The sequence below is a fragment of the Paenibacillus sp. FSL R5-0490 genome (assembly GCF_001956215.1).
Taxonomy (GTDB): domain Bacteria; phylum Bacillota; class Bacilli; order Bacillales; family Cytobacillaceae; genus Cytobacillus.
Map to the genome: position 1 here is coordinate 1 of NZ_MRTQ01000018.1, position 13127 is coordinate 13127.

Here is a 13127-nt window from a genome sequence, read left to right on the forward strand (position 1 = left end):
GGCAGAGGCTTAGTTGAACCAATCGGGTTCGTAGTGTCGATTGATCGAAGCGCTAGCGGAGATCTTAGCGACACTAGAACGCGACTAAATCAGTGGGGGATAAGGAAAACCCCCACTGATTGAAGTTTCACTTTATCGCATGTTACAGGAAGATTTCCTTTTTCATTGGAAAACGTACAAACTTTCACTCATACAAATAGAAAGTGAGCTATTTATGGAAGCGAGTGAGGGATTGTATGAGTAAAATGGAAGATTACATTAAGGACGTTACGAAATGGAACAAAGAGCTAAGAGATTTTTTAGATTCGGAGGATGTTGAACAAAACAATGAATTGTGGCAGAGGCTGGATCATTTTACCGAAATTATGGATGGAATAAACGGCCCACTGGATATAGAAGCTTTGGAAAAGCTGCAGAAACAAGTGGACTCTCTTCATTCGGAAATGGAGAATTACTTTTCCAATAGACAGCAGCTTGGAAATATCTATATGAATGAATCGTACATTTCTGCGGGAAAGCATATTTTACCTCCGCTCCCTTACGATTACAGTGCACTTGAACCGCATATCTCAGGGGAAATAATGAGGCTGCATCATGATAAGCATCATCAATCATATGTAGATGGCTTGAACAAAGCAGAGTTAATGCTTCAAAATGCGAGAAATAATAATGATTACAGCCTCGTAAAACACTGGTCCCGCGAGCTGGCCTTTCATGGTTCCGGTCATTATTTGCATACGATTTTCTGGAATAATATGAGTCCTGAAGGCGGTGGGAAGCCTTCAGGTGCACTCCTGAAGGAAATGAACAAATACTTTGGGAGCTTTGAGAAATTCAAAAGCCACTTCACTGAAGCAGCCAAGCAGGTAGAAGGAGTGGGCTGGGCAATCCTGGTGTGGTCTCCAAGAGCGCGCAGGCTCGAAATACTTCAATCGGAAAGGCATATGCTTTTAACTCAGTGGGATACAATCCCTCTGCTGGCTTTGGATGTATGGGAACATGCTTATTATCTGCAATATAAAAATAACCGTGGTGATTATATTAAAAATTGGTGGAATGTTGTCAACTGGAAGGATGTAGAAAACAGGTATTTAAAAGCATCTGAATTAAAATGGAAGCCTTTCTAAACAGGAGCAGAAATAAGCAGCAGGGGAGTACAAAACGTATTCCCCTGTTTTTTGATGTACAAGCCATTTTCAAATCCACAATACAAGTCAAACATAATAGTCATATCACTACTTGTCCTGCATAAACTTGTACAAATAAATGAAAACATGCGGCTCCTCCTTTTGGGGAGATCATGTATTTCGCTCAATCTGACATCCACAAAGGAGACGGGGTTTTGTGCAATGAAAATGTTTAGCAGGCTGATGGCCATAGCTTTGGTCACCGCGTTGATGATGATGAATTTTCCTCAGAAGACAGAGGCTTCAGTTTCAGTAAGTGCCCGGAGCGCAATATTAATGGAACAGGATTCCGGCCGTATCCTTTACCAGAAAGAAGCAAATGAAATAAGGAGAATAGCAAGCATTACAAAAATCATGACAGCAATTCTGGCGATAGAATCCGGAAAAATGGACGATTTGGTTAAAATAAGTGATCGTGCTGTCAGAGCGGAAGGGTCATCGATATATCTAAAGGCAGGAGAAAAAATAAAGCTTGAGGATCTGGTTTTCGGGCTAATGCTTCGTTCAGGCAATGACTCTGCAGTCGCAATCGCAGAACATGTTGGCGGAAGCCTTGAAGGATTTGGATTTTTAATGAATAAGAAAGCTGAAGAAATCGGCATGAAGAATACCCATTTTGCAAACCCCCATGGTCTGGATGATCATGAAGACCATTATTCGACTGCTTATGATATGGCTCTGCTGACCAGGTATGCAATGAATAATGAGACCTACCAAAAGATTGCAGGAACAAAGGTGCACCGTGCACCAAACCCGAATGAAAGCTGGGACAGGGTGTGGAAAAATAAAAATAGACTCCTGACTGAATTATATGAGTATTGCACAGGGGGGAAAACAGGATATACAAAAAGGGCGAAGAGAACTCTTGTAACAACAGCATCGAAAGGCAGTCTTAATTTGATTGCAGTCACTCTAAATGGGCCGGATGACTGGAATGACCATATTAATATGTATGAGACAGCTTTTAGAACCTATGATTCTGTGGAAGTCCTGCCTGAGGGAATTATATCGGATATTGATGATGAATTTTATAAAGGGAGGGTTTATATAAAGCATTCATACAATTATCCAGTTACAAAAGAAGAGAAAAACAACTTTAAAATTGATATAAAGCTGCTAAAGCATGAATCAGAATGGGACGACGGCAGGACAACACCTGACGTGGTCGGGCAGGCAACCGTGTATTTTGAAGACCAGAAAATTAAAAAACTCCCAATCTATTATAAGCATGATGAGGTAAAAGAGGATAAGTCGCTAATAGACTACTTTAAGGGTCTTTTCACCTCAATTGCAGGAGTGAAGACAAATGGTTAATATCATTTGGGTGATGCTTACAGCTATAGGCTTAGTTTTTGCTATGATAAACGGCACTATAAATGAAGTGAACGAAGCCATTTTCAATGGTGCAAAAGAAGCGGTCACGTTATGCATTGGTCTTATTAGCATTCTTGTTTTTTGGCTTGGAATGATGAAAATTGCTGAGGACGCCGGCCTGCTGAATAAGCTTGCATCCTTATTCAGGCCAATTGTGAAGAAGCTTTTTCCAGAAGTGCCCGGTGATCATCCGGCAATGGGATATATGCTATCGAACATGATGGCCAATATGTTCGGTTTGGGAAACGCAGCAACCCCTCTCGGCATAAAAGCAATGGAAGAACTGAAAAGATTGAATGGGGGAAAGAATGAAGCGAGCCGTTCTATGATAACCTTTTTGGCCATCAACACTTCAAGTCTGACCTTAATTCCTACAACCGTGATTGCCATACGGATGAATTATAATTCTGCCTCGCCCACCGATATCGTAGGTCCTACCTTAGTGGCTACATTCTGCTCTACATTGGCCGCAATAATGATTGACCGATATTTCTATTACCGAAGAACGCGAAAAGGATGAGGTTAGGATGGAGATTGTTTCAGCTGTTTCCCTTTGGTTAATTCCTATTTTAATAGGCTTTATATTAATATATGGAACATTTAAGAAGGTTCCTACCTATGAAAGCTTTACTGAAGGCGGAAAAGAAGGTATAAAAATTGCTGTATCCATTATTCCTTTTCTTGTCGGGATGCTTGTAGCCATCTCAGTTTTCAGGGCTTCCGGCGCCCTGGAGTATTTTATGAATCTGATCAGGCCCGGACTGGAGGCAATTGGAGTGCCTCCTGATATCGTACCCCTGGCTATCATTCGTCCGATCTCAGGAACTGCAGCACTGGGAATGACCAGTGACTTAATTGCTGTCCATGGTCCCGACTCCTTTATAGGCAGGCTTGCCTCAGTACTGCAGGGCAGCACAGATACAACTTTTTATGTCCTGACGGTCTACTTTGGAGCAGTGGGAATCAAAAAAATGGGTGATGCCCTTAAAGTCGGGCTGCTGGCCGATTTGGCAGGCATTATAGCATCCATTGTGATCGTGACACTTGTTTTTGGCAGTATGTAGCCATTAATGAAATTATCCGGAACAAAAGATACCTGAATGTGGGTATCTTTTTTATTTTACTTTCAAATCTCAACATTCAGTAATTACAGTTTATTACTTACCTAAGCTGTTTTGGCAATGGTTTGCTTTGAAAACTTGACGAATTATGTCATAATTCATTAGGAGTGAAAAAGTATGAAGTATTGTTAATAAAACTTTGAGGTGACATAAATGGAAAGATTGCAGAAAGTTATTGCCCATGCGGGGGTTGCTTCGCGAAGAAAAGCTGAAGAGCTAATGGGTGAAGGCCGTGTAAGGGTTAACGGAAAAACAGTAAAGGAACTGGGGGTTAAGGTCTCTCCTTCTGACCGCATTGAAGTGGATGGAATACCGTTGGAGAGAGAGGAGCCTGTTTATTTTCTTCTCTATAAACCAAGAGGCGTCATTTCAGCCGTTTCAGATGACAAGGGCAGAAAAGTCGTCACGGATTTCTTTGAGGGAATCAAACAAAGAATATACCCTGTTGGAAGACTGGATTACGATACATCCGGAATCCTCATTCTTACCAATGACGGGGAGTTTGCAAATCTTTTAATGCACCCAAGCAATGAAATTGAAAAAGTCTATGTTGCCAAGTTGAAAGGCATCCCTTCAAAAGAAAAAATGAAGAGCCTTCAAAGAGGGATCGTGCTTGAAGATGGAAAAACAGCACCTGCCAAAACCAAGCTGTTATCAATGGATAAGAAAAAACAGACAGCTATTGTGGAAATCAGCATTCATGAAGGACGCAACCGCCAGGTTAGGAGGATGTTTGAAGCCATTGGTCATCCTGTTCTGAAACTGAAGAGGGAGAGATATGGGTTCCTCACTCTGCAGGGATTATCAGCGGGGGATGCAAGAGAACTTACTGCCCATGAAGTTAAGCAGCTCCGGACACTCGCGATGAAGAAGAAATAGTCAGCCTTCAGAAAAATTCATAGAAGTGTCACAGTTACGCTAATTTGTAAACAATATAGGTATGATGAAAAATGCTATAATAGTAAACAGCTATGAGGCAAAAATCTTTTCCATATGTTACATATAAATTTGTTAAGGTACGGTCTTTTGGCCTGATTACGATGCCTTAGGAGGGGAAGTTTTTTATGAAAAAGCAGCGTCTGGTAATGAGAACAGTCATATTGCTTGTCCTTGGTGCTGCCGTAGCATATACGCTATACGCAAATTTTACGAAAGATAAAATTCAAAAGGTTGCTGTTGGGGAAAAGGCACCTGATTTTGTACTGACAGATATGGATGGCAATAAACACAGGTTATCCGATTATGAAGGCCAGGGTGTTTTCCTGAATTTCTGGGGTACATGGTGCAAACCCTGTGAGAAGGAAATGCCATATATGAACAATCAATATGAGCAATTTAAAGATGAGGGTGTTCAGGTTTTGGCTGTTAATGTCGGCGAGACAGATTTAGCAGTAAATAAATTTTCTGAGCGTTACGATCTGGCCTTCCCGATTGTAATTGATAAGGATGGCCAAGTCCAATCTGCTTACGGAATTAATCCTCTTCCTGCCACTTTTCTCATTGATAAAGATGGAAAGGTTGTCAAGTATATTACAGGTGAGATGACGGAAGAAACGATCAAGAACTATATGGAACAGATTAAACCATAAGTTACGGGGAGTTTTATATATGAAAGAAGTAAAATGCGACTGCGGCCATGTTAATCCCATAGGTACGATACTATGTGAGTCGTGCGGGAAGGTATTGGAAGAAAAAGAAAAAGACAAAAAACTTCTCGATATGCGGTATGAAGGCAGTGCACGCCGCTCGCAAACCTATAATAAAACGATAATTGATAAGATATGGAATTTCTTCTCATCTGTTAAGGTTGGAGTCTGGCTGATCGTAATAACGCTGATAGCATCAGCCGTTGGAACAATACTGCCTCAGGAAATGTATATTCCGCCAATCATGCCTGCTGAAGAATATTACGAAGACCAATATGGATGGATTGGTAAATTATACTACGACCTTGGATTTCATAATCTATACAGCTCATGGTGGTATTTGATTTTGATTGCCTCAATTGGTATATCTCTTGTAATCTGCAGTCTGGATAGGGTTGTTCCATTGTATAGAGCTTTAAAAAAGCAGAAGGTAAGCCGTCATGAAAGCTATCTGCAGCGCCAGAGGGTTTTTGGTGCGTCACAGCCAGAAGATACTGATAAGGCCTTCACAATGGCAAAAGAAAAATTAAAATCCAAGAAATACAGCATCCGGGAAGAGAATGGAAACATCCTTGCTGAAAAAGGACGTTTCTCAAGATGGGGCCCATACGTTAACCATGTGGGACTTATCATATTTTTAATTGGCGGAATGCTCCGTTTTGTACCGGGCATGTATGTTGACAAAATTCTTTGGATCCGGGAAGGCGAAACAAAGGTCATTCCGGAAACCAATGGTGAATACTACCTTAAAAATGACGGCTTCATCCTTGAAATGTATGATAAAGAGAAAGATAACGAAGTGTTTGGGGAAGCGATTGACAAAGCAGGAATGGTAGCTAAAAATTATCAGTCCAATGTCACTCTTTATAAAAAACAGGGCGATACTGTTGCAGGTGAAGAGGCTGATCTCAAGAAAGTTAAGGACTATGAAATTAAGGTAAATAAACCTCTTAAGTTTGAGAACTTTGCATTATACCAAGTAGATTATAAACTTAATGAACTTAACAAAATGTCATTTGCCCTTACAAATAAAAAAACGGGTGAGGAATACGGGGACTTAACAGTCGACCTGAATCATCCACAGGATGAATATGATCTTGGAAATGGCTATAAAGCAGAAGTTGTCAGCTATTTTCCCGATTTTGAATTTGATGAAAATGGAGAACCTGTTACAAAGTCCAGAATTCCTAATAATCCTGCCTTTGTTTTTAAAATGTTTACTCCGGATAAGCCTGATGGCGAAATAAGTTTTGTTGCGATCAGACAGACTATTGAACCATTCGGCGATAATGAATACAAGATGGCCTTTAAAGGCGTAGATACCAAAAATGTATCGGCCTTGACCGTCCGAAAAGATTTAACATTATGGATTATCGCATTGGGCGGTGTTATTTTCATGATAGGTGTTGCACAGGGATCTTATTGGAACCATCGGAGAGTTTGGCTGCGCCGCGTTAATGGAGAAGTGTGGGTAGCAGGACACACTAACAAAAACTGGCATGGACTTAAAAGGGAAATTGAAGCAGCATTGGATGGAACCGGAATTAAGATGCCGGAAGATCAGCTGCAAAATCAAAGTGAAAAGAAAGGCTAAGGAGGAATCTGAGTGGTTACAATAAGCAGCAATTTACTATACACAGCTTTTATCCTCTATTTAATTGCTACTGTCTTTTTTGCCGGCTCTATAAAGGATAAGAATAGAACGAAACAAGGGCCAAACAGATGGGCAGCAATTGGATTATGGATCTCGATTATCGGGTTTGCTGCACAGCTTGGCTACTTTATTACAAGGTGGATTGCAGCCGGGCATGCGCCTGTCAGCAACCTTTTCGAATTTACAACATTCTTTGGAATGTCGCTTGTTGGTGCTTTTATAGTGATTTACTTAATTTATAAAACACCTATTTTAGGAGTCTTTACGCTCCCGGTTGCGGTACTGATGATTGCTTATGCAAGTATGTTTCCGCGGGAGGTTTCACCGCTGATCCCCGCCCTGCAAAGTGATTGGCTTCATATTCATGTTACAACAGCTGCAGTTGGGCAGGCTATTTTGGCTGTAAGCTTCGCTGCCGGATTAATTTATCTGGTAAAGTCAGTGGATCAAACTAAGCAAAGCAAACAGAGATTCTGGCTGGAAGCCGTTATGTTTGGCCTGGTTTGTACACTTGGATTTATTATTATAAGCTCAAGCTTCTCAGCTTCAGGCTACAAGGCGGAATTTAACTGGATTGATAAGAACGGTCAGGAAGACGTTCTCGAATATCATATGCCTGCTTTAACAGGTCCTCACGAGGGTCAGCTGATTACAGAAGGTAAATTTGAACCGCTTGCGGAAATGCCTGCAATTATTAATGCTAAAAAATTAAATACCGTTATATGGTCTTTGGCTTCAGGTGTCATTCTATATCTTGCTCTAAGATTGGTTCTACGCAAAAGGGTTGGAGCTGCACTTCAGCCGCTTGCCAAAAATATTAATCTTGATTTGGTTGACGAAATCGCTTACCGCTCAGTATTAATAGGATTTCCGGTCTTTACACTAGGAGCTTTGATTTTTGCCATGATATGGGCACAAATTGCATGGACTCGTTTCTGGGGATGGGATCCAAAGGAAGTATGGGCTCTCATTACCTTCCTATTTTATGCTGCCTACCTGCACCTTCGCCTTTCAAAGGGCTGGCATGGCGAAAAGTCTGCATGGCTTGCTGTAATCGGATTTATCATTATCATGTTTAATCTGGTGGCGGTAAACCTGGTCATTGCCGGATTGCACTCCTACGCTGGATCATAACAAGAAAAGCGGAGGCGCCTTGCTCACCCCCGACCAGCACAAGACGATCCTTACGGAAAGGCGTTCTTTGCCTTTTTGGGAGGATTGCCCGAAATGTGGAGGCGACTGTCCAGGGACGACAGGCATAAGCCGGTTCCTGTAAGAAGGCGTATTTCCTTCTGGAAGGAAACGGCTTATGATCCCGAGTCCCTAGGAGCCGAAACAAGACAAGCTTGTGACCTCGAGGGGGTAGGCGCTGGAGCTAGACCGTTCCCAAAATTCAAAGATAATATTCCTGATAATAATCATACAAGCCTTCACTTCACAATAGTGAAGGCTTTAATTAAAGATTTTTTATTGAACGTTAGGGGGACTTGAAAATGGAAAACCAAGTGAAAATATTACTAGTGGATGATGAAGAAAGAATCCGCCGTTTATTGAAGATGTACCTTGAGCGTGAAAATTTTTCAATTGATGAAGCAGAGAATGGTAACCAGGCTTTGTCAAAAGCCCTGGCAAATGATTATGATGTCATCCTATTGGATTTAATGATGCCCGGCAAAGACGGAATAGAAGTCTGCAGAGAACTGAGAGAAAAAAAAGCTACCCCTGTGATCATGCTTACAGCTAAAGGGGAAGAAGTTAATCGCGTACAGGGATTTGAAGTCGGCACTGATGATTATATCGTAAAGCCTTTCAGTCCCAGGGAAGTTGTCCTGCGTGTGAAGGCTTTATTGCGCAGATCTTCTAAAACTACTTACCTGCAGACAGAAACAACAGCAAAAGATGTAATCGTATTTCCTCATCTAACGATCGATAATGATGCTCACAAAGTATTGGCTGATGGAAAAGAAGTCAGTTTGACGCCAAAGGAATATGAACTGCTTTATTTCCTGGCAAAGGCGCCGGATAAGGTTTTTGACAGGGAGCATCTGCTTAAAGAAGTATGGCATTATGAATTTTTCGGAGATTTGCGAACAGTTGATACTCATGTGAAGCGTTTGCGTGAAAAACTGAATAAAGTTTCTGAGCAGGCTGCCAGAATGATTGTCACCGTTTGGGGAGTGGGCTACAAGTTTGAGGTTATTAATGAATGATGCTCTTTAGGAGTGTTGCCGGAAAGCTTTGGGGCACAATTCTTTTATTAGTTTCCTTTGTACTGCTTATTTTAACAGTCATGCTGCTGGAATTCTTTGAGAATTACCATATAAATGAAACAGAAAAAGGATTATCGAATACTGCCCATAAAATAACCAGAATTTTAAAAGAACATAATCGTGATGTCGGTTTGGAAATTTCCTGGGAGCTTGTCGATGATGTTACAAAAGTAGTTATTATTAACTCGCCGAAAGAGTACTACTATTCTCCAAACCATACAGATTCATTAAAACTGCCCATTTCCTACCTCACCGAGGAAGATGATTTGAAAGAAGTTCTTGCGAAAGACAAGACTGTAAAAAAAGTAACATCCGTTAATCCGGAGTATACAGACGTATCCGCAGATGACGACAGCAAAATTCTTATCATTGGAGTCCCGCTTGAAGGTGACGGCAGCAATGGAGCCGTTTTTATTTATCAGTCCATTGAGGTAATGCACGAAACATTGCGTTCAACCACAAAGTTTATTTTGCTGGCTGCGGGAGTTGCCATCATTTTAACAACCATCTTTGCTTTTTTCTTATCGACAAGAATCAATGCTCCACTGAGAAAAATGAAAGAAGCTGCCTTTGAGGTAGCAAGAGGTAAATTTGATACGAAAGTTCCGATTCTGACTAATGATGAGGTTGGCGAATTAGCCATGGCTTTTAATCAAATGGGCAGACAGCTGAAATTTAATATGAATGCCTTAAGCCAGGAAAAAGAACAGCTGGCAAGCATTTTAAGCGGGATGGCTGATGGGGTAATCACCTTCAACCGGGATGGAACGATACTGATTACGAATCCTCCTGCAGAGCGTTTTCTGCAAAGCTGGTTTTATGAGCTGGATGACATCGAGAATAATACGGAGGAAGTTCCTTCCAAAGTAATGGAGCTCTTCCAGCTTGCTGTTAATACGGAGAAGGAACAGATTGGTGAAATCCCAATACAGGGCCGTTCATGGGTGATAATCGTTAGCCCTCTTTATAATAAAAAATATATTAGGGGAGCGGTTGCAGTTATCAGGGATATGACAGAGGAGCGTAAGCTTGATAAGCTCCGCAACGATTTTATAGCTAATGTTTCTCATGAATTAAGGACGCCAATTTCTATGATGCAAGGATATAGTGAAGCGATCGTCGATGATATTGCGGGAACGGATGAAGAGAAAAAAGAGATGGCAAGTGTCATTTATGATGAATCCCTGAGAATGGGCCGGCTTGTGAACGAATTGCTTGATCTTGCCAGAATGGAAGCTGGGCATATTCAGCTGACAATGGAAGAAACTGATGTAAACTCCTTTCTGCAAAGAATCACCAGAAAATTCCAGGGACTCGCAAAAGAGAAGGAAATTAACCTGGAACATGATTTGCAAAGCGAAAATTTATCTATTCAATTGGATCCGGACAGAATAGAACAGGTTATGACCAATCTGATTGATAATGCCATCCGGCATACCCCCCATAACGGAGAGGTTAAAGTTATCGAACGGAGTGATGAACGGGGACTGCTTATCGAAGTGAAAGACTCTGGCTCGGGAATCCCCGAAGAAGACCTGCCCTTTGTATTTGAGCGTTTTTACAAAGCTGACAAAGCAAGGACAAGGGGCCGCTCCGGAACTGGCCTTGGACTCGCAATTGCAAAAAATATTATTGAAGCTCATAAAGGTCATATTACGGTTCAAAGTAAGACCGGACATGGTACGACATTTTCAATATTTATCCCTCGAAATGACGGATAAAGACGGGAATTGTGGCGATTGTTCTTGATACACGGGAAACAATTAATCATAGGCTGGGGAAGGAGATGCAAGAATTTCCTTCCCTTTCTTTTTGAATTATAATGAAAAGGCATTGGCCGTTCGTATCTGAAGGCAGGGAGTAATCCCCCGCCCAAACAGGCTCTTGCGTTTTTCTGCACAATAATAATATAGTTAAACTGTAACTTTTTTTAGAGAGAGAACGACTATTTTATTGAACGGGGAGGGGAATTCATGGACTCCGTTTTTGATGAACTTTATAAAAAATACCATCAGGACGTTTTTCAATTTCTTTTTTATATGGTCAAAAACAAGGAACTGGCTGAGGATTTAGTCCAGGAAGTCTATATAAGAGTGTTAAAGTCATATGAAAGATTTGAAGGGAAAAGCAGCGAAAAAACCTGGCTCTTTTCAATTGCGCGGAATGTTGCCATTGATTCCTTTCGCAAGCAAAAGGGCTGGAAACAAAAGATTATGGAGAAATTTGACTGGTCAACTCAGCAGGTAAAGGATGAACACCCCTTGCCTGATGAAATTGCTGTTCAACGGGAAGAAATCCAGATGATCTATCGCTGTCTTGATTTATGCACCATTGACCAGAGGCTAGTCATTATTATGAGATATATACATGAACTCACCATTACAGAAACAGCTGATTCACTTGGCTGGACTGAAAGTAAGGTAAAGACAACGCAGCACCGTGCGTTAAAGGTGTTGAAAAATCATATGGAACATTTTAAGGCAAAGGAGGGAATGGATAATGAAGGAATCAAAATGGAGCGATGAGCAGCTTCAGGAATTGCTGAGCCAGATGCCAAAGATTAAAGATAGTCGAGACCCAAGAGAAATTTATCAAACCATACAAATCAAGATGGGCAAACAAAAGAAAAGAACATGGATCATGCCTGCTGCAGCAGCGGCTGCTGCCTTGCTCCTGCTTTTCATTCTTGCCCCGAACCTTATGAATTGGCAGGAGTCTGCTGATAAACAAGTCGAAATTAAATCAGATCAGACACAATCATCTGAAAAAATAACAGATGACAATTACAGTATATCGGAAGCCAAAGACGAAGACTTGGATCCGGAACCTCTTGCTAAAGATGAAGATCCACAAGAGGATCATGCGCAGCTTTCCGGTGACCCGGAAAAAGACTCAAGCGATGATATAAGCATGAAGTCTGTTTCATCCGTAGCAAGCCCTACTGCCGTATATGAAGAAGATTTGGCAGGAAAAGAAGTCCTGACCTATGCAATTCCGGATAAGGAGGCTCAAAATATTGTACCAGTCAGCGTTCTGGTTGATGATGACCCGGCCAGGACGAAATTTGCTTTGTTTGAAGACACGATGAGCAAACTTACTGAAGATGCTTGGGGTTTAGATGATTACTATCCTTTAAAAGCAAATTTAACTCACGACCAGGAAAATAATATCCTGACAGTTGATGTGCCGGCGGATCACCCATATAGTTTTTCCTCCTCCTCAGAGTTACTTTTAGAGAAGGTTTTGGCGAATATAATGAACAATCTGGATATAGAAAAGATTGACCTCAGAACGGAAGGGAAAGTCGGCATTGAGTTCGGCCATTATGGATATAGAGACGAATTTATCCCGGAAAATAGCAATGGTAACTTAATTTATTATTTCTTATATCCTAATGGTGCAGATTCAACACCATTCCTGGTGCCGTTAAGAGAAGAGCTCAATTCGGTAAAAGATGCTCTGAAAGCTATGAAACAAAATAGGACTGAAAATAATTTACAGGCATCCATACCGGATGATGTTGATTTTGAAATAGAAGAAATAAAGGATAGCAAACTCATAATCCGTTTTAATAATGAATCAGAAATAATCGATAATGCACCAACACTTCATGCAATCGAAGCAATCCTTCTTACGGCAAAAGACTTTGATTTCGACACGGTCAAATTAGAAAATGCAGATGTTGATAAAATAGGCAAGTTTGATCTTACTGAGGAATTAAAGGTACCTGTAGCAGCTAATAAACGAGATTTGCCAAATTAGAAGACGGCCCTGTGTGGCCGTCTTTTCCATTTTAGGATAAAGTTCCTCCATATCTGCATAAAAACCTTGCTGCTGGAAGAATACTAATCACTGTGCTTTTATGAGCTTTATTG

Annotated in this window: 13 protein-coding genes; all 13 read left to right on the top strand. The window is 41.1% G+C overall.

Annotated elements, in window-relative coordinates; all coding sequences use genetic code 11:
• The first annotated feature begins 236 nt into the window (after positions 1–236).
• The 13 genes from BK139_RS15270 to BK139_RS15330 all read left to right on the top strand — a co-directional run bounded on the left by BK139_RS15270 (position 237) and on the right by BK139_RS15330 (position 13014).
• Positions 237–1127, top strand: a complete 891-nt coding sequence (locus BK139_RS15270; protein WP_076260385.1) for a superoxide dismutase — start codon at positions 237–239, stop codon at positions 1125–1127.
• Between the two features lie 222 nt (positions 1128–1349).
• Positions 1350–2501 carry a D-alanyl-D-alanine carboxypeptidase family protein gene (locus BK139_RS15275; protein WP_076260387.1) on the top strand — a complete coding sequence of 384 codons (1152 nt, stop codon included), beginning with the start codon at positions 1350–1352 and terminating at the stop codon, positions 2499–2501.
• Positions 2494–3081, top strand: a complete 588-nt coding sequence (locus tag BK139_RS15280) for a nucleoside recognition domain-containing protein (RefSeq protein WP_035330092.1) — start codon at positions 2494–2496, stop codon at positions 3079–3081. The genes BK139_RS15275 and BK139_RS15280 overlap by 8 nt, the downstream gene beginning before the upstream one ends.
• A gap of 7 nt (positions 3082–3088) precedes the next feature.
• On the top strand, positions 3089–3625 hold the full coding sequence (locus BK139_RS15285) for a spore maturation protein (RefSeq protein ID WP_048008123.1): 537 nt from the start codon (positions 3089–3091) through the stop codon (positions 3623–3625).
• 210 nt (positions 3626–3835) lie between these two features.
• Positions 3836–4561, top strand: a complete 726-nt coding sequence (gene rluB, locus BK139_RS15290; protein WP_076260389.1) for a 23S rRNA pseudouridine(2605) synthase RluB — start codon at positions 3836–3838, stop codon at positions 4559–4561.
• A gap of 185 nt (positions 4562–4746) precedes the next feature.
• On the top strand, positions 4747–5271 hold the full coding sequence (gene resA / locus BK139_RS15295; protein ID WP_048008125.1) for a thiol-disulfide oxidoreductase ResA: 525 nt from the start codon (positions 4747–4749) through the stop codon (positions 5269–5271).
• Positions 5272–5290: 19 nt separating this feature from the next.
• Positions 5291–6922 carry a cytochrome c biogenesis protein ResB gene (resB, locus tag BK139_RS15300; protein ID WP_076260391.1) on the top strand — a complete coding sequence of 544 codons (1632 nt, stop codon included), beginning with the start codon at positions 5291–5293 and terminating at the stop codon, positions 6920–6922.
• 12 nt (positions 6923–6934) lie between these two features.
• Positions 6935–8116 (top strand): c-type cytochrome biogenesis protein CcsB, encoded by a 1182-nt coding sequence (gene ccsB / locus BK139_RS15305; RefSeq protein WP_048008127.1) that lies wholly within the window; start codon positions 6935–6937, stop codon positions 8114–8116.
• Positions 8117–8209: 93 nt separating this feature from the next.
• Positions 8210–8473, top strand: coding sequence for a hypothetical protein (locus BK139_RS15310; protein WP_076260393.1), 264 nt, complete (start codon positions 8210–8212; stop codon positions 8471–8473).
• Positions 8474–8475: 2 nt separating this feature from the next.
• Positions 8476–9192, top strand: coding sequence for a response regulator transcription factor (locus BK139_RS15315; protein ID WP_048008128.1), 717 nt, complete (start codon positions 8476–8478; stop codon positions 9190–9192).
• A complete protein-coding gene (locus BK139_RS15320; RefSeq protein WP_076260395.1) occupies positions 9189–10973 on the top strand; it encodes an ATP-binding protein in 1785 nt (594 codons plus the stop codon). Before BK139_RS15315 ends, BK139_RS15320 begins: the two co-directional genes overlap by 4 nt.
• 252 nt (positions 10974–11225) lie before the next feature.
• Positions 11226–11777 carry an RNA polymerase sigma factor SigX gene (sigX, locus tag BK139_RS15325; RefSeq protein ID WP_048008130.1) on the top strand — a complete coding sequence of 184 codons (552 nt, stop codon included), beginning with the start codon at positions 11226–11228 and terminating at the stop codon, positions 11775–11777.
• The gene (locus tag BK139_RS15330) at positions 11752–13014 is read left to right on the top strand and encodes a hypothetical protein (protein WP_076260397.1); all 1263 of its coding nucleotides are present in this window, start codon (positions 11752–11754) and stop codon (positions 13012–13014) included. The genes sigX and BK139_RS15330 overlap by 26 nt, the downstream gene beginning before the upstream one ends.
• Positions 13015–13127: the final 113 nt, after the last annotated feature.

What these genes read in the sequence shown, in the direction of transcription:
- BK139_RS15320 (WP_076260395.1), top strand. Translation starts at nt 9,189, where the DNA reads ATGATGCTCTTTAGGAGTGTTGCCGGAAAGCTTTGGGGCACAATTCTT.
- resB (WP_076260391.1), top strand. Translation starts at nt 5,291, where the DNA reads ATGAAAGAAGTAAAATGCGACTGCGGCCATGTTAATCCCATAGGTACG.
- BK139_RS15275 (WP_076260387.1), top strand. Translation starts at nt 1,350, where the DNA reads ATGAAAATGTTTAGCAGGCTGATGGCCATAGCTTTGGTCACCGCGTTG.
- sigX (WP_048008130.1), top strand. Translation starts at nt 11,226, where the DNA reads ATGGACTCCGTTTTTGATGAACTTTATAAAAAATACCATCAGGACGTT.
- BK139_RS15315 (WP_048008128.1), top strand. Translation starts at nt 8,476, where the DNA reads ATGGAAAACCAAGTGAAAATATTACTAGTGGATGATGAAGAAAGAATC.
- BK139_RS15310 (WP_076260393.1), top strand. Translation starts at nt 8,210, where the DNA reads ATGTGGAGGCGACTGTCCAGGGACGACAGGCATAAGCCGGTTCCTGTA.
- resA (WP_048008125.1), top strand. Translation starts at nt 4,747, where the DNA reads ATGAAAAAGCAGCGTCTGGTAATGAGAACAGTCATATTGCTTGTCCTT.
- BK139_RS15280 (WP_035330092.1), top strand. Translation starts at nt 2,494, where the DNA reads ATGGTTAATATCATTTGGGTGATGCTTACAGCTATAGGCTTAGTTTTT.
- BK139_RS15285 (WP_048008123.1), top strand. Translation starts at nt 3,089, where the DNA reads ATGGAGATTGTTTCAGCTGTTTCCCTTTGGTTAATTCCTATTTTAATA.
- BK139_RS15330 (WP_076260397.1), top strand. Translation starts at nt 11,752, where the DNA reads ATGAAGGAATCAAAATGGAGCGATGAGCAGCTTCAGGAATTGCTGAGC.
- BK139_RS15270 (WP_076260385.1), top strand. Translation starts at nt 237, where the DNA reads ATGAGTAAAATGGAAGATTACATTAAGGACGTTACGAAATGGAACAAA.
- rluB (WP_076260389.1), top strand. Translation starts at nt 3,836, where the DNA reads ATGGAAAGATTGCAGAAAGTTATTGCCCATGCGGGGGTTGCTTCGCGA.